Here is a 16,642-nt window from a genome sequence, read left to right as displayed (position 1 = left end):
AGTCAGCGTGATCACCGCCGGGCGCAAGGATTGCGACGGCCGCCCCGCCGGGCGCGCGGGACGGTTTGTTCCGCCCGGATTCGTTGCACGGCCGCAGAAAAGGACGGCGAATCGGCCATTCTGTTCAATGGCGAAATGTTCAACCTGAATTTTACACCCAGATTGATTCCCTCCGCGGGGAATGCCGCTTTGATCGCGACGGCCAACCACCCAGGGGGTGGTGCATAAAAATTTTGCAGACAAACGTGCTGTCCACTCCCGAGGGGCTGCACTTCACACAAGGCATTTCTTCCGGGCAACAGCAAGCCTGCGTGCAAAATTCAGGTACTAAAAATCCTCGTCGTGGCGCTCGTCTTCGGCCGACTCGCGCTCGTGACCGGCAGTGGAGTTGTTGCAATTGTATTTGAGCTGCAACATGATCTGCAGCGCTTCCGGCGTGGTGGGTTTTCTTTACGATCTTCGTCCGGGAAGTGCCGGCAGTGGAAATCCATGCTGGGCGTGGCGTGCGGGCCGCCGGGATTTGCGGCAGTTGTCAAATGGCCGGCCTGTGGGTGCCTGCCGTGCGTACGCAAGCTCACGGTTGCGGCGCGCGGCGGAAATGGTTTTGACCGGCCGCAGCATCTCCCGCCTTGCATTTGGGGCGGGAATGGTTAAATTTGAGCAAATTTTGGCACGGTATAGCAAGAGCACTTCTTCCCATGCAGACAGTTCTGTTGCTGCTGAGTTTGGTGGGTGCAATGATCGCGGTGCAGGGGGTTTACCTGCTCACGCATTCTGTGCAACGCGGGGTGGGCACGATGGCCCTGGGTGCGGTGACGGGCGCGAGCCTGTTTGGCATATGGTTGTTTGCCAACAGTGTGCCGGTGTTGCACCTTTCCAACACCTTCAGCTTCCCCCTGCTGTCCCTGATCGTGTATGCCAACCTGCTGGCTTTCCTGCTGGTGGTGTATGTCTGTGATGGCACGGCCCACACCCGGCGGCTGTTGCTGGTCCTGCTGGCGGTTTGTCTGCTGGCCATCGTGTTTCAGGAGCTGGCGGCGCTGGCGCACCGCATCGATGCGATTCGCAACCGCTTTCCGCTTTCCGAGCTGTTTTTCAATCGCAACTGGCGCGCCATGCTGGCGGCGGTGATGGTGCTGGTGCTCTCTTTCCTGATGGTCATCTCCGGCTTTCAATTGCTGACCAATTACTTCCCGCAATTGCCGCGCGGCGTGCGCGTCGGGCTGGTGTTGACGGTGGTGTTGTTGAGCGACGGCTTGCTGTATACCACCCTGGCCTTTGCCGGCCAGCCCTTCTACGGCGATGCCATGCGCAACCAGGTGGTGTCGAAGTTTTTTGCCGCGGTGGTGCTCACCCCCGGCGCGGCGTGGTATATCGGCCGCAGCCTGCGCTTGCAGGCCGGGCAGCAGGCGGAGTTTCGCCCGGTGTTCGACGTGGTGGGAGGGGTCGCCGAGATGGATCGTGAAATGGAGACGATCCTGGCGACCATGGTCGATGGCTTGATCCTGTTTTCCGCGGAGGGCCGGATCACGCGCGCCAACCCCGCGGCGGTCCGGCTGTTCGGCCGGCCGCTCACCGGCCTGCGCCTGGATGATCCCCTGTTGCGCATGGTATACCCGGATGGCAGCCGCATCCCCTACGGCGATTCTCCCATGCTGCAGATGCTGCGCACCCACCGCGCCTTCGAGAACGTCGAGCTCGGTATTCGCCAGGCGGATGGCAGTTTGCGCATCCTCTCGATCAATGCCTCGCCGCTGCTGGATTCCCGCCAGCGCATGCGCGGCGGCCTGGCCACCTTTCGCGATGTCACCCAGCGCAAGCAAATCGATGAATCGCTCGCCGCTTCCCAGGAGTTTCTGCGCAGCCTGATCGAAGAAGCCCCGATCGGCATCATCGTTTTCGACCATGAGGGGGTGGCCGAGCATGTCAACAAGTCCTTTCTGCGCACCATGGGGCTGGAATCGGCCAATGATCTCATCGGCCGGCTGAATGTGTTCACCGAACAGGTTTACGTCAACACCAATCTCATCCGGCATTTTGTGCAGGCCTACAAAGGCAAGGTGGTGGAGATTCCGCCGCTCGCCGTGGATGTGCAGCGCCGTGTGGCTGTCGACCTGGCGCAGGTTTCCGCCACCGGGGAGGCCGAGGGCCAGGCACAGCTCAGGGTCATTTCGCATCTGCTGTTTCCCGTGCGGGATCGCCGCAACAAAGTCCGCAGTGTGGTGGCGCTGGTGACCGACCTGACCGAGCGCACACGCGCGGAAAAGGGACGGCAGGAGATCGAGGCGCGTTTTCAAGACATGGTGGCGCGCATCTCGGATTATTTGTTCAGTGCGCGCGTCGAACTCGGCAGCTTGAAGTACGAATTCTGCACGCCGGTGATCGAACGCGTCACCGGCTATTCCGCCGATTTCTTCCTGAACGACAATTGGTTCTGGTTCAAGATCATCGTGGTCGATGACCAGCAGCGCGTGCAGGACGAGCTGCTCAGCCTCTTCACCCAGCGCGAGGAGGAAGGGGTGGTGGAATATCGCATTCGCACGCGCCGTGGCGAAACCCGCTGGCTGCAGTCGCGCTTCACGATTTTGCGCAACGACAAGGGCAAGGTCGAGCGGGTGATCGGCGCGGTGTCGGATATCAGCCGGCAAAAGGAAGCCGAGGAGGCGCTGCGCCGCGCGGTCGGCAAGTTTCGTTCGCTGGTGGAAACCATGCACGAGCTGGTGCTGACCATCGATGCCCAGGGCAAGATCACCTTCGCCAACCGCACCTTCTACCGCATCCTGCAGTACAGCGAACGTTCGGTGCTGGGCCGCAAAATTTTTGATTATCTTTCCCCGGAGCAAGTGGAGGCTTACCGCGAGACGTTCGCGAGCCTGATGCGCGCCGAACGCTCGCTGCGCAACTACGAGCTGCGTTTCCGCCAGTCCAATGGCGAATATTTGCTGTTGATGATGAATGCCGATCCGCTTTATGAAGAATCCGGCAGCGTCAACGGCGTCCTGATGGTGGCGTTCGACATCACCGAGCGCCGGCAGGCGGTGGAGACCATCCAGAAACGCAATGCCGAACTGATGTTCATGACCCGGCTCGGCGAACAATTCAAAACCACGGTGGGCCAGCGCGAGCTGTTTCAGCTTGTGCACGAATTTCTGCCGGCGGCGATGGGCATACAGCACACTGACATCGCGCTCTGGCATGACCGGCTGCAAATGCTGGTCAGTGAGAATGGCGCCGCCGACGGCCCCGCCACCGCCCAACCCACCCATCCGGTGTCGCAACGCTGCTTTGAAACCGGCCAGCCCGTCATCATCAACGATTGCAGCAGCAGCGAGCTGATCGATCCGCAATGGCGGCAGGCCACCGGTGTGCAAGCCACCGCAGCCGTGCCAATTCTCGAAGCCGGCCGCACCATCGGCGTGCTGCGCGTCGATGACACGCAAAACAAGAACCGCTTCAACGAGGAAAGCATCCGCTACCTGCGGGTGGTGGCGCAGCAATTGTCGGCCGCCATTCAAAACACCCGGCTTTATCAGAAGCTGCGCAGCTCCGAGGAAAACTACCGTTCGCTGTTCGAAAATGCCGCGGTTGGCATTTATCGCGCCACCATCGATGGCCATCTGCTCGCCGCCAATCCCGCGCTGGTCAGGATGCTGGGCTACCAGACGGCCGCGGACCTGCTGGCGCTCAACATGCCGGAACATTTGTTCTGCCGCCGCGAGGATTTCGAAACGCTGATGGCCCTGCTGTGGCAAGGCAGGTCTGTTTCCGCTTTCGAGACGACCTTCAAACGGCGCGACGGCAGCCGCCTCGACGTGCGCATCAATGTCCGCCAGGTGAGTGATGCCCAGCAGGCCGTCGAACAGGTCGAGGGCGACATCACCGACATCACCGAGGAGAAGGCGCTGCGTGAAAAGCTGCTGCAGGCGCAAAAGCTGGAGGGGCTGGGCCGCCTGGCCGGCGGGCTGGCGCATGATTTCAACAATTATCTCAACGCCATCATCAACAACCTCACCCTCGCGCGCGAGCATCTCGAGGCAGCGGATGGTCCGGCCGCCAGATATCTGCGCGATGCCGAGCTAGCCGCCGACCAGGGTGCGGATCTCGTTCACAAACTGCTGGCCTTCAGCCGCAGTTATCACGGCAACGAGCTGGAGCCGCCCGTCACGGGTGCAGAAGCGACGGTGGTCGATTTGAATGACTGCATCCGCGAAGTCATCGGCCTGTTGCAGCCCTCGCTCGCGCCCGGTGTGCAACTCGAGTTCGAACCGGCCGCGGAACCGGTGACGGTGCTGGCCGAAGCCCTGCAACTCCGCCAGGTGATCATGAATCTCGGCGTCAATGCCCACGACGCGCTGCTGCAGGACGGCGAGGTGCCGGCGGGCCGTGGCCGCATCACGATTCGCACCGCACGCGTTGAAATCGACGAAGCTTATTGCCAGAAGAATCCGCTGGCGCGTGCCGGCACCTTTGTGCGGCTCACGATCGCGGATACCGGCGCCGGCATTGCTGAAAAAGTCCAGCAGCGTATGTTCGAGCCTTTCTTCACCACCAAACCACCGGGCAAGGGCACGGGCCTGGGGTTGGCGGTGGTTTATGGTCTGGTGCAGCGGTTGGGGGGATGGATCACCTACCGCACCAAACTCGGCGAAGGCACAACCTTTGAAGTTTATTTGCCGTGGACCCCGCCCGCGGTCTGAGTCTTTCATTTACAAATCCGGGAAGGACAGCAGGCATGGCGACCTACAGCCGTCCGTTGCGCTATCAAACCCCGTTGCTTCATGGCGATGACGTGCTCGCCCTGCAACAACGCCTGTTGGAGTTGGGTTATGTCTCGGTGGGAACTCCCGACGGCTATTTTGGCGCAATGACGGATGCGGCGGTGCGGAGCTATCAACGCACCCACGGCCTGGTGGTGGATGGCGTGGTGGGGCCGCGCTCCTGGGCGGCGCTGTTCCATCCCACTCCCGCACCCGCGGTGCTGGCCAACCTCAAGACACTGGTGGCGACGCTCAAGAGACCGCATCGTTACCGCGACAGTGTTACCTGGCGGCTGAGCAGCAGCGGCATTTTGATCGGCAACAGCTCCACCCCCGAGCGCTTCAGCAGCGCACCGCATCCGGTGATGCGGCGGGTATGGCAGAGCTATCGCGTGCCGGTGGAAGACTGGGCCGCCACCCTGGGGGTGCCGGTGGAGCTGATTTTGGCGACGATTTGCACCGAGACGCGCGGCGACGCCAATGCCGTGCGCCTCGAGCCCGGTTATATTTCCGACGAACAGACTCCCGATCGCGTCTCGCCCGGCTTGATGCAGACGCTGATTTCCACGGCGCGGCAAACCCTGGGGGATGACACCATTGATCGTGCCTGGCTGTTGCAGCCGGCCAATTCCATTCTTGCGGGCACGAGTTACATCGCGCAGCAGGTGGGAATAACCAGCTTTGATCCGCCCAAGGTGGCGTGTGCCTACAACGCCGGCAATATTTATTACAATGGCAGCAAGTACAACCGCTGGAAAATGCGGCAATATCCCCTCAACAGCTCGGAGCATGCCGATCGTTTTGTGCGCTGGTTCAATGAATGTTTTGCCATGTTTGCGCACGACCGGCTGCGGCCGGCGACCAGCTTTTTTATCCTGCTGCAGGGATGAAACGTGGTGCGGCGCCCAGAGGAGAAGCGGCGGCAGGCGGAGAACACGGGAGCGGGACAAAAATAAAAGCGTCCCCTACGGGATTCGAACCCGTGCTGCAGGATCGAAAATCCTGAGTCCTGACCACTAGACGAAGGGGACGCACAGAAAACAAAGACGGTTTTGCGAGAACAAGCGGTATGTTACCGTCAGGGTGAGTGAGGGGACTCGAACCCCCGACCACCAGAGCCACAATCTGGTGCTCTAACCAAACTGAGCTACACTCACCATCTCATCCGACCGCGATTCGCTGGCGCGATTTGCAGTGCGCCAGGAGGGAATCGAACCCCCAACCCACAGCTTAGAAGGCTGTTGCTCTATCCGCTTGAGCTACTGGCGCAACACCCTGCATCGAATCGCTGAGCGCCGACGCGAGGCGTGGCAGCATGGTTCATTCTGCCCTCCTGGCTGCGGTGCTCATACGGGCGGGGTCCGTCGGGGCAGCAGGATTTGAACCTGCGACCTCCTGCTCCCAAAGCAGGCGCGCTACCAAGCTACGCTATGCCCCGCGACAATCCTTGGAGGTTTTCAACAAAGGCTGGCAAAGATAAAGCATTCCGTCTCTAAAATCAAGCAGAATTTGGCCGGAAACTATTGCAAAATGAAGGCGGAAGCGTGCCGTGCAGGCTGCCAGCCCCCGCCGGCACTCTTCCGCCTTCCAGGCCGGAACACAAGCCCTCAGCGGACAGGCTCAATCCAAATAAACCCACAGCAGCCGCAGGCTTTTGGCATCGAGATCATCGGCACGGGCGATGAGGTAAAGGTCATTGTATACATCTTTGATCAGAACCTCGCCGGTTGCCAGACGCCGCGGCCGCTCATGCCGCCGTGTCAAGAAGCTGCGCTCACCGGCGGTGGTGACCACCTGCCAGTGAAACAGCTCGGTATGGTCACTGACCGCCTTGATGGCGAGCACGCGCACCAGGAAATTGCGCGCCGCCAGCTCCTCCTCGAGCAAATGGCGCACGTGGGCTTCGACTTCCTGCAGGGATTCCAGCAGCAGCAGCTCGCGGCCTTGGTCGTCACGCAGGCTTATAAACTGCCGGGGATGGCTCCACGGAAAACAGTACGCGAGCTGCACCGGGACTTCGGTGGTTTTGCCGCCGGCCTCCGGCTGTAGAACGACCAGCCGGCCGTCCTCGCGGCGGCGCAGCGCCAGTTGCCGCCCGGTGATTGCCGGCGCGGGTGTGGCGGCGGGCACGGCTGTTGGCGCGAGTACGTCGGTCATGTTCTCTCCTTTCCTGTTTCGTTGGCTCACACGGCGATCAGGGCCTGCAACTCCATCTGCGTGCGATGCAGTTTGGCGTAGACACCGTCGGGTTTGGCCAGCAATTCCGCATGCGTGCCCTGCTCGACCAGTTTGCCATTTTCCATGATGAAGAGCCGGTCTGCCGCGCTCAGGGTCGAGAGGCGATGGGCGATGGCAAAAGTGGTGCGCCCCGCCACCAGGCGTTGCAGCGCTTCTTGAATTTTCTTCTCGGTCTCGGTGTCCACCGAGCTGGTGGCTTCATCGAGAATCAGGATGCGCGGGTTGTGCAGGATGGCGCGGGCGATGCTGATGCGCTGGCGTTCGCCGCCGGAAAGTGTCAGGCCGCGCTCGCCGATCATGGTATCGTAGCCATCCGGCAGACCACAGATGAACTCATGCGCGTTGGCGATGCGCGCCGCGTTGATGATGTCGTGCAACGACGCGTTTTGCGAGCCATAGGCGATGTTCTCGGCGATGCTGCCGCGGAACAGGTAGGGCTCCTGCAGCACCATGCCGATCTGCCGCCGCAGACTGCTCAGTTCGAGATCGCGCACATCGATGCCGTCGATCTTCACCGCACCGCTTTTGACATCATAGAAGCGGCAAATGAGATTCACCAGCGTGCTCTTGCCGCTGCCCGAGGGCCCGGCCAGGCCGATCATCTCACCCGGCTGCACTTCGAAAGAGACCCCCTGCAACACGTTGCGGATGCCGTCATAGTTGAACGTGACGTTCTCGAAGGTCACCCGCCCGTCGAGCGGCTCCCGGCGAATGGCATCCGGCTTGGAAATGATGGTGGGTGTGGTGTCCAGCACTTCGAACACGCGGGAGGCCGAGGAGGTGGCGCGGTTGAGCGTGCGGCTCATTATGCCGAGATGGCGCACCGGCTCCCAAAACATCCACATGTAGCCGGTGAAGGCAATGAAGACGCCGAGCGGCATGCCCGCCGCACCGTGGCTGAGAACATGGCGCAACACCCGCGGCGCACCGACCGACCACACGATCAGGCTGCAGGTGTGCATGAGCATCACCATTTTGGGCCAGAAGCGCGTCCAGGTCTCATGCAGGTTGTCGGCTTCGCGCTCCAGCGCCCGGTTCTTCTCCTCGAAGCGATGAATCTCATGGCGCTCCTGGGCAAACGCCTTGACGACGCGAATGCCGGGAATGACATCGGACAGCACGCCGGTCATCGCCGACCATTTGCGCCAGATGCGCAGGAACAGGATTTGAATCCGCTGGCTGTGACGGTACAACAGCCAGGTCATCAGCGGCAGCGGGATCAGCACCAGCAGGGCCAGCGACCAGTCCATCAACAGCAGCGCCATGGCGACGCCGATGATCTGCAGCACCGCCACGACGATTTCGATGATGCCGAACGTGATGAAATCCCACAGCCGGTCGGTGTCCGAACTGACCCGGGTGATGAGCGAACCGGTGGAGCGTGCCGAGAAAAACGCCAGGCTGAGTTTCTGCATATGCGCGTAGATTTGCCCGCGCAATTGCGCCGCGATCTTCTCGCCGGTGAGCGCCATGAGGCGCAGGCGCAGATACGATAAAAACTCGCCGCCCGCCCAGACAAAGGCGAGCGCGCCGATCACCACCCACAACCAGAACCAGGGATCGGCAATCGCGCCGCTTTCCGCCGGGCGAATGATCCTGTCGATCAGGGCGCCGGTGAGGTAGGGCGGCAGCAGATTGAGCCCGGTCAGCAGGGTGGCCAGGGTCAAGCCGAGCGCGACATTGCGCCAGTGCGGACGCAGATAGGACAACAGCCGCATCATGACCCCCATCCGCGGCACCGCCAGCGTTGCTTTCGCCTCCCGCACCGCTTGCAGCATGGCATCGCGGTATTCTTCGGCACCATCGATCTCGGCCACACTCTCCGCAGGCGTTGCCGCAGCGCGCAACCGCTCGCGGGTTTGTTCCGCGAGAAACTGCAGATTGCTCATCGCGCGGCTTTGCCGCCGGGTGAACTGCAGGGAAACGAGCAGCCTGCCATCACGATGAATCAGGTTCAAGCGGCTGCTCGACAAACCCTCCAGCCATTCCCATTTTTCGACGTCGGCCAGCGGCAGCTTGCTCACGCGCCACTCCGTGCTGCCGTTGCGCCACTCTCCGTCAGGCTCCACCGTCGCCAGATGGATCTCTCCCAAAATCAGCCAGCGTTCGGTGAAACGCATGTGCCGGTCGAGATCGCACATGGCATAGGCCTGCACTTTCTCGCCCGCGAGATATTGTCCGGCCAGTTTGCTCACCGCGGCCGGCAGGGCGTCCGGTTGATGAAAATATTTTTGTAGCAAATTTTGCGTCATTCACCCTCCTTGTTTTTTGAATTTCTGCTGTGACCGGTCCGGCGCCGCCATCAACAACGCTGGCTCCGGTTGGTGCACAGCGAGTCTTCCTTCTGGAATCGCGCAATTACTTCCGGCAATTTTTTTGCGTCACATGCAAAGCCTCTCTCCGTGCTGGCCTCACCTGCCGCGAGGAGCATAATCAACCAGCTCACGGCAGATGGCGGGGGATCGCACAGCGTTGCCGCAGGAATCGGACGGCATCAGGGCGCGGGAATTTCCGCGGGTGTGGGACGTACACCAACCGCGGCGGCGGAGAATACAGGAAATTTGCCTTGCAGCTCGGGGAGAAGGCAAAAACACACCGGCAGGAGTGTCTGGCCAGTTTCAGGATCGGATCGCGAGCCGACGGCTAGCGATCGAGTCGTGGTATGTAAAAGCGGGGCATCATGGTGATTATCCCCCTTTCTGGATGCAGGTTCACAGCCAGCCGCACCGAACGCATTCCGTCTTTCTGAAATCAAAACCGGGCGGCATCATCGCCTTGGGGAGTTGTTCCTTAAATAAGCGCAGCAGGGAAAAGTTCCGGACATTTTTGTTACAACGCCGCGCAATATACGACAGAGGCCCGTCACTTCCAAGATGAATTCCCGGTGCCTGCTCTGCGGCATATAGTCCCTTGGAAACCTGAATTTCGCACCCAGCTTGATCTCCTTCGCGAGAAATGCCGATTTGACCGCGACCCCCAACCACCCAGGGGTGGTGCATAAAAAATTTTGCAGGTCAACGTGCGGTCAACTCCGGCGAAGGTAACTTGTTTGGTTCTCATCAAAAAACTGCGCCAAATCATGAGAAATTGCCATGCCCTTATGGGTGCCCATCAGAATGAAAATGAGCTTGCGCAGTACTGCCTTCAGGCACCGATCTGGAAGGGGCTGCTACAAAAGTAGGAAATTCTACAGGCCACTCTCCTGACGGAGTTTGTATTTTAAAAGGTCGGGCGCAGCTATAAACCGCTCGCTCTGCTGGAGCTGTTTCTTGCTGCTGCCTTGAGATGAGAGGGAGGACACCCGGCAGCCCCGCTCGGGAATGCTTTGTTTCATAGCACGGCAGAGATGCAAACCTCGATGTGAAGATCAAGCCCAAAAATCCGCCCATAAAAACAGAAATCCCACGAAAAAAGCCATTTCGTGGGATTTCATTTTCGTGTGAGAGAAGCCGTGCTGCCTTCGGCAAACGGGCGAATTTTGAAATCAGGACCGCTGGACATTCGAAAAAAGTCTTGCTTGACTTCAAACGGGAAGAACCGGCAGCGTTTTGTGAACACGCCATTTATTCCGGCGCCGCAGCAAACCGGCATGCAAAATTCCGTTGGGAAGCTGTGTGCACGCGTGGCGGCGCGCGCCTCAATGGCCGCCCTCTTCCGCGGCTGGAAAATAAATCCGAAATTCCGTTCCCCTGCCGGGTTCACTTTCCACGTGGATGACCCCGCCGTGGGATCGCACGATGCCATAGGCCGTCGGCAATCCCAGACCGGAGCCCTTTCCCACTGCCTTGGTGCTGAAGAATGGTTCAAAGATGAGTGGCAGATTTTCCGGGGCGATGCCGGTGCCCGTGTCGCGGATCGCCACCACCACAAAGTTTCCCGGCCGCGCGGTTAATTGCGTCAGGACGTCCGGCTCCTGATGGTCGCTGGCATACGTGCGGACTGTGATCTCGCCGCGATACGCCATCGCCTCCGCCGCGTTTTCCAGCAGACTTTTCATCACCTGGTGAAACAGCATGGGATCGAGCCGGAGTTTGGGCAGGCCGGCGGCAAACACGGTTTGCACGGGCACGCCGGCGGGCAGGTTGCGGCGAACAGTCTCCAGCACCGATTCGATCAATTCATTGACGTCCACCTCGATCAATTGTCCCACCGCCCGGCGGCTGTAGAGCAGCAACTGGCGCGTGATTTCCGAGGCGCGTTGCGCGGCGGTTTCGATCTCGCAGACATCGGCATAGTGGCGGTCATCGACGGGCAGCTCGTCTTTCATCAGCGAGGCATAACCGATGATGCCCATGAGCAGGTTGTTGAAGTCATGCGCGATGCCGCCCGCCAGCCGGCCAATGCTTTCCATCTGACGGGCCTGCTGCAGTTGCAGCTCGAGGTGGCGCTGCTCGGTGATGTCCAGACCGTGCACATGCACCACCCGCTCCTCCGGAATGGAGTGCAGCGCATACTGGATGATCCGGCCGGCCACGCTCACTTCCCGTTGGATGATCCGCCGTGACGGCACGGGCGCCAGCAACTCGCGACAGATGGCGGCGAGATCGTCCGGCAAAATGGTATAAATCTCCTCCGCCGTTTTGTTTTGCTGTTGCAGAAAGGCGGCGGTCGCGGGGTTGAAATACTGCACTCCGCCCCATTCGTTGAGCTCCAGGATCAAATGCGGGCTGAGTTTGGGAAAATTCGCCAGCCGGCGGATCTCCGCTTCCGCGCGCTGCTGCCGGGTGATGTCCTGGACAATGCCCTCAAAATGCAGCAGCTCACCGGCGGCGCCGCGCACGGCACGCATGCTTTCGCGCAGGACAATGGGCGTGCCGTCTTTCCGGCGATAGGTGTGCATCTCGTCGCGGATTTCATCCTGGCCGGCCAGCCGCCCGCACAAGGTCGCGAAATCCGCCGGGTTCAGAAAAAGATCGTGCGGCAGATTGGCCTGCAATAATTCCCCGGGCTGGTCATAGCCCAAAATGCGGACGAAAGCATCATTGACCATCAACAGGCGGCCGGCAGGCGTGGCCTGGAAAATTCCCACCAGCGCGTTTTGCACCAGGCGCTGGTAGCGCGATTCGGTTTCGCCAAGCCGGCGCTGCAATGCGGCCTTTTCCAGGGTGCGCCGCACCGCCAGCGGCAGAATGGCCAGATAGTCCCTGCCTTTGACGAGGTAGTCAAAAGCGCCCGCCTTCATGGCCTCGACCGCAATCCGTTCATCGCCCTGGCCGGTGATCATCAGGACGGGCAGGTCAGGGTGCGTGATGCGGCAGCGCCGCAACACCTCCAGCCCGTCGAGGTCGGGCAGATAATAATCCAGCAGCAGCAAATCGAAGTCGCTCTTCTCCAATTCGGCGAGCGCCGGCAGCGCGGCGGAGTGATGAATGATGCGGGCTTCGAAGGCTTGGCGCAGGCAATGACTCAGCAATTGCGCGTGATCCGGATCATCCTCGAGCAGTAGAATTCGCAAATCGGCGTGGCTGGTCATGGCAGGGTGCGGGCTGTCGTATACGATGCTGGTGGAACGCAGCAAGATAGAAAAAACCGGCCGCTTTGCAAGCGCTTTGCAAAATTTGGAGAAAATTTAACAATGTGATTGCTATTTAGCGCGCAAATGTTTTTTTTCAACCCGCTGCCAGCCCGGGCAGGCTTGCCGGGCGGTGCAACGCCGCGCTGCAGCAACCGCCGCGGCCCGCTTTTCCGCGGTCCCGGAAGACCATGAGCTCCGGCTGCCGCGCCGGCATCCCGGCTTCGGGGAAAACGCGCCGGCACCGCCCATTCACCGGGCGCGCGGAGCCATTTCAATCGTGCCACTCGGCGGCGCAGGCTGTTTGCGTGGTGGCGAAACCCTGAAAATTTTGTTGCGCGGCATTTGAATGCTTTGCGGTCCGGCATGCCGGTGTGCAACAATCACCCCGGCCGTCAATTCACAAGTTTCAAGCAAGGGCGGTATCATGACCTCCTGGCGAATGTTGACCATGATGCTTCTCGGCAGCACCTCTCTCACTTGCGCACAAGACAGGCAAACCGGTTTTCTCCACCGCACCCTCACCATCGACGGCCGGGACTATTGTTATCAAATTTTCGTGCCAACGGCATTCACGCCCGCGCGCCAATGGCCGGTGATTCTCTTTCTGCACGGCGCCGGCGAGCGCGGCACGGATTGCGAGCAACACACGCAGGTGGGAATCGGCCCGGCCATCCGCCGCCAGCTTGCGGCTTTCTCCGCACTCGTGGTCCTGCCCCAATGCCGGCCGGATTCGGTCTGGATCGGCGCCATGGAGGAACTGGCGCTCGCCGCCCTGGACAAAACCCTGCAGGAGTTCAATGGCGATGCCCGGCGCGTTTATTTGACCGGCCTGTCGATGGGCGGCTATGGCACCTGGTATCTCGCCTCCCGCCATCCGGAAAAATTTGCCGCGCTGGCACCGGTGTGCGGCGGCATTATTCCGCCGCCCGGCCGCCTGCTGCCGCTGCATGCCCGCAATCTCATCCCCGCAGACAGGCCGTATGAGACCATCGCACGCAAAATCGGCAAAACCCCGGTGTGGATTTTTCATGGCGAAGCTGATCCGGTGATCCCTGTTGCGGAATCGCGTGCGATGACTGCCGCGCTGCAAGCGCTGGGCGGTCGCGTGCGATACACCGAATATCCCGGCGTCGGCCACAACGCCTGGGACCAGGCCTACGCCGACACGGCATTCTGGAGCTGGCTGTTTGCACAAACGCGCGCCAACTGAACCCGCAGTGAATCGCAGCCGGCGCGGGCAGCGGCCGGCTCATCTGCGCTTCGTGTCGCACGATTCCTCTGAATGAGGCCGCCATGAACACACACGAGACTCTTCTCGACCTGCCGCTGTCCCACGATGAAATTTGGGAAGGCGGCCGGGTCAAAGCACCGTTTTGGATCACCGGCGAGGCCGGAGGCCCCTACCGTCCGATTTTGGAAATCTGGGTGGAGGTGCGCAGCGCGTTGATCATTGCGCTTCATCTCGTCCGGGAAGGGTCGACGCCGCAAGCCTTCCTGCGCTTCTTGTGGCAGACGATGACTGCGCCGAAAGCGGGGCCGCCCCGGCGGCCCGCCTGTCTGCGCCTCGCGGACAAAGCGCTCGTCGATGTGGTGCGGCAAAAGCTGGCAGGCACCGGCATCAGGGTTGAACTGGTTGAACCCGGCCCTTTGATCGACAAAATTGTCGCGGAATTGGAAAAGCATGTTGCCGGCGGCAGGCGCAGGGCAATGCCGGCGCTCACCACGCTGAAGGGCATCGCGCCGGCGCGCTCTATCAGGCCGCCGCGTACTGGTATCAACAGGCGCCCTGGCGTGTCGTCTCCGATGCCATCCCACTGGCAGTCACCTGCCCGCGTGTTTCCCGCAGTCCGGTCTATTTGACCGTAATGGGCAACGCCGGTCTGAAGTTCGGGCTCATGCTCATCTTCCACCGCAAAGATTTGCAGCGGCTGCACCAGGCTGCCGATGAATTCGAACTCGCCCGCGCCCCCATGCCTTGTGTCACCCTCGGCTTTGCCGATCCGACATATCTCGCCATCGTCGACTACGATGCCATCGAGCGCCATCGCTGGCCGATCGCGGGAGCGAGAGCCTATCCATACGTGTTTCAAATCTTGCCGGGAAAAAAGCCGCTGATTCAACCGCCCACGCTGCCGCAGATCGACCTCTTGGAAGCCTGTCTCCTGGCCGTGCCGCAAGTCGTTGCCGGTCACAAAACCCGATTTCGCGCCCGCCAGCCCTTTGTGGCAAACCTGCCGGTCGAAACGTTTCACGGCACGTGGCCGCTCAGGGTGAGCTGGCCGCCGCCCGGCTTGTGAAAACTCGTGTGTGCACCGGCGCCAAGAAGCCGGCAGGTGTTTGACGGATTCGCATTTCGGGGCCGCGGCGTTTCAGAAGCGAAAAAGAGATGAGTGACCACACCTGGTACCAACGCCCGCCGCATGTGCCGGAGCATGATTCTGCCGGCGGCGTGGTCGTGCGAATTGAAGACAATTGCATCTACTTCGCGTGTATCGGAGAACCAGGCCTCTCCGGTCACGTTTTGCCCAAAGGCCGGGTGGACCCAGGTGAAACCTTTGAACAAGCCGCACGCCGCGAGATCGCAGAGGAAGCCGGGCAGACGCGGCTCACCCTGCTCGATTTCCTGGGTACGCACGAACGCCTGGACGATGACAAACGCTCCTGGAAAAGGATTCATTATTTCTTGTTTGTCACCGATCAAAGCAACGGCCGGCCCACTGATCCGCTGCACGAAGGTGAAGTGAAGTGGTTTCCGCTCGACGAACTGCCGGAGATGCTCTGGCCGGAGCAGAGGCAACTGATGGAAGAAAATCGCGAGCGCATTGTTACATGGAATCAGGCTTTCCTCTTGTCCTGATATTGAAAAAGTGTTGTATCAAGGCAAATCTGTATTTGTGATTTCAGTGTCGCAATCGCGCGGCGTATTGCATTCGTGCAAGAGCATTGCGTCTCCTCGCGTCGGCACGACGGATATGCCACTTTCGCCGGAGGAAGCTATTGCATTCACGCGCAAATCCCGCTTGATTCGATTTGATAATCAAGCCTGTGCCACGCAGCTTGCGGAATTCGATAAAGCGGCAGTGCGAAGCTGCGTTGCGCTCTGCCCTCGCGCAACACAGCTTCGATACTGACCCGGCTTTGCCCGTCAGTGAATTGCCCGACAAGCTCGAGTTGCAGCACAGCAATCAACTCTCCCATGCGGCCGTTTTGCCCTATTCTGCCGGGAACTTTCCGAGTTTTTCTCTGAGTTTGGTTGACTTGTCCGCATACAGGATTCGTCATGGCAATCGACAAAGAGTTTTATCGCAGCATGCTGGAGGCGTATCGCGAGTGGAATGAGTTTGAGCTGGTTGATCGCGCGCGCAATGCCGGCAGACTTTCACCGGAAGAGGCATGGCAACAGTACGTTGATTTATGGGAGTTCGCCGTGAACTCGGCCCCACCCCAAGGCGATTTGCGGCTGAAACTGCGCCTGCAAGAATGGGAAGAATATTATGCCAGGATCCAAAAATTCGAAGCGTGGCGGCGCGCGCGTACCCAAAAGACTCAAGACACCTCTGCGTAAAGCCATCAAAGCTTTGGAAGACAACGGCCACCGCTATGCCGTTATCGGCGGCATTGCGCTCTCGCAATGGGGGGGGTGGTGAGAGTAACTCAGGATATAGGTATCCACCCGGTGAACCCATCTTGAAGCTTGCCACAGTAAGAGATATTTTTGAACTTTTTTCAGCGCGCACTTTTGTGGCGACCAGCCGGAAATGGCAACCGAATGGCAATTCAGATAACGGCCCTGTGGCCGGGATAGATCTTCTGAGAAAGGCCCTCTCCGGACAGGGAGCAGTATTGCAGCGAACGAGCGACAGCGGGGGAAAATACGCTGGTGGCAGGAAATATCAAATCATCAAGCCTCGTGCGACTGGGGCAGGGCCCAATCTCAAGAAGTCGGCGTGCGCCAGTTTTGCGGAAGCAGCGCGGCGATCTGGGTGATGGGATGGTCGGGCAGGCGGCTGAGAATATCGCGCAGATAAGCCAGGGGTTCCACCTGATGCAGCTTGGCGGTGGCCACCAGGGTGTAAATCATCGCGGCGCGTTTGGCGCCTTCATGCGAGCCGGCAAAGAGATAATTCTTGCG

Annotated in this window: 12 protein-coding genes and 4 tRNA genes; 7 read left to right on the top strand and 9 right to left on the bottom strand. The window is 60.3% G+C overall.

Annotation, left to right across the window (positions count from 1 at the left end):
• Window positions 1-698 precede the first annotated feature (698 nt).
• Together ONB52_13110 and ONB52_13105 are read left to right on the top strand one after the other, a co-directional pair.
• The gene (locus tag ONB52_13110; protein MDZ7417074.1) at window positions 699-4,697 is read left to right on the top strand and encodes a PAS domain S-box protein; all 3,999 of its coding nucleotides are present in this window, start codon (window positions 699-701) and stop codon (window positions 4,695-4,697) included.
• Window positions 4,698-4,732: 35 nt separating this feature from the next.
• The gene (locus tag ONB52_13105) at window positions 4,733-5,647 is read left to right on the top strand and encodes a peptidoglycan-binding protein (GenBank protein ID MDZ7417073.1); all 915 of its coding nucleotides are present in this window, start codon (window positions 4,733-4,735) and stop codon (window positions 5,645-5,647) included.
• A 69-nt stretch (window positions 5,648-5,716) separates the two neighbouring features.
• Here the strand turns inward: ONB52_13105 and ONB52_13100 are convergent.
• The 7 genes from ONB52_13100 to ONB52_13070 form a co-directional block, all read right to left on the bottom strand.
• A tRNA-Glu gene (locus ONB52_13100) sits at window positions 5,717-5,788 on the bottom strand.
• Between the two features lie 51 nt (window positions 5,789-5,839).
• Window positions 5,840-5,914 (bottom strand) — tRNA-His (locus tag ONB52_13095).
• A gap of 38 nt (window positions 5,915-5,952) precedes the next feature.
• Window positions 5,953-6,026: transfer RNA gene (locus tag ONB52_13090), tRNA-Arg, on the bottom strand.
• 95 nt (window positions 6,027-6,121) lie between these two features.
• Window positions 6,122-6,195 (bottom strand) — tRNA-Pro (locus tag ONB52_13085).
• A 182-nt stretch (window positions 6,196-6,377) separates the two neighbouring features.
• Window positions 6,378-6,914: a DUF1854 domain-containing protein gene (locus ONB52_13080; GenBank protein ID MDZ7417072.1), complete on the bottom strand. Its 537-nt coding sequence runs from the start codon at window positions 6,912-6,914 to the stop codon at window positions 6,378-6,380.
• Between the two features lie 26 nt (window positions 6,915-6,940).
• Window positions 6,941-9,247 carry an ABC transporter ATP-binding protein/permease gene (locus tag ONB52_13075; protein ID MDZ7417071.1) on the bottom strand — a complete coding sequence of 769 codons (2,307 nt, stop codon included), beginning with the start codon at window positions 9,245-9,247 and terminating at the stop codon, window positions 6,941-6,943.
• A 1,385-nt stretch (window positions 9,248-10,632) separates the two neighbouring features.
• Window positions 10,633-12,468, bottom strand: a complete 1,836-nt coding sequence (locus ONB52_13070; GenBank protein ID MDZ7417070.1) for an ATP-binding protein — start codon at window positions 12,466-12,468, stop codon at window positions 10,633-10,635.
• A gap of 466 nt (window positions 12,469-12,934) precedes the next feature.
• On the opposite strand from ONB52_13070, the gene ONB52_13065 reads away from it, so the two are divergent.
• The 4 genes from ONB52_13065 (at window position 12,935) to ONB52_13050 (ending at window position 15,367) form a co-directional block, all read left to right on the top strand.
• Window positions 12,935-13,720: a prolyl oligopeptidase family serine peptidase gene (locus ONB52_13065; protein ID MDZ7417069.1), complete on the top strand. Its 786-nt coding sequence runs from the start codon at window positions 12,935-12,937 to the stop codon at window positions 13,718-13,720.
• A gap of 83 nt (window positions 13,721-13,803) precedes the next feature.
• Entirely contained in the window at window positions 13,804-14,370 is a 567-nt protein-coding gene (locus ONB52_13060) for a hypothetical protein (protein ID MDZ7417068.1), read from the top strand.
• Window positions 14,371-14,405: 35 nt separating this feature from the next.
• Complete coding sequence (locus ONB52_13055) at window positions 14,406-14,807, top strand: hypothetical protein (protein ID MDZ7417067.1); 402 nt, start codon at window positions 14,406-14,408, stop codon at window positions 14,805-14,807.
• A gap of 89 nt (window positions 14,808-14,896) precedes the next feature.
• A complete protein-coding gene (locus ONB52_13050; protein ID MDZ7417066.1) occupies window positions 14,897-15,367 on the top strand; it encodes an NUDIX domain-containing protein in 471 nt (156 codons plus the stop codon).
• Window positions 15,368-15,513: 146 nt separating this feature from the next.
• Here ONB52_13050 and ONB52_13045 read toward each other — a convergent pair whose 3' ends face one another.
• Entirely contained in the window at window positions 15,514-15,792 is a 279-nt protein-coding gene (locus ONB52_13045) for a hypothetical protein (protein ID MDZ7417065.1), read from the bottom strand.
• Here ONB52_13045 and ONB52_13040 point away from each other — a divergent pair.
• The gene (locus ONB52_13040; GenBank protein MDZ7417064.1) at window positions 15,791-16,075 is read left to right on the top strand and encodes a hypothetical protein; all 285 of its coding nucleotides are present in this window, start codon (window positions 15,791-15,793) and stop codon (window positions 16,073-16,075) included. The two genes, ONB52_13045 and ONB52_13040, sit on opposite strands and share 2 nt — an antisense overlap.
• Before the next feature lie 369 nt (window positions 16,076-16,444).
• On the opposite strand, the gene ONB52_13035 is transcribed toward ONB52_13040, so the two are convergent.
• On the bottom strand, window positions 16,445-16,642 hold a 198-nt coding region (locus ONB52_13035), incomplete at its 5' end, for a transposase domain-containing protein (protein ID MDZ7417063.1).

It is taken from the genome of candidate division KSB1 bacterium (assembly GCA_034506255.1).
GTDB lineage: Bacteria > Zhuqueibacterota > Zhuqueibacteria > Zhuqueibacterales > Zhuqueibacteraceae > Coneutiohabitans > Coneutiohabitans thermophilus.
The sequence above is the reverse complement of the archived record's forward strand: the minus strand, read 5'-3'. Positions and strand labels throughout refer to the sequence as shown.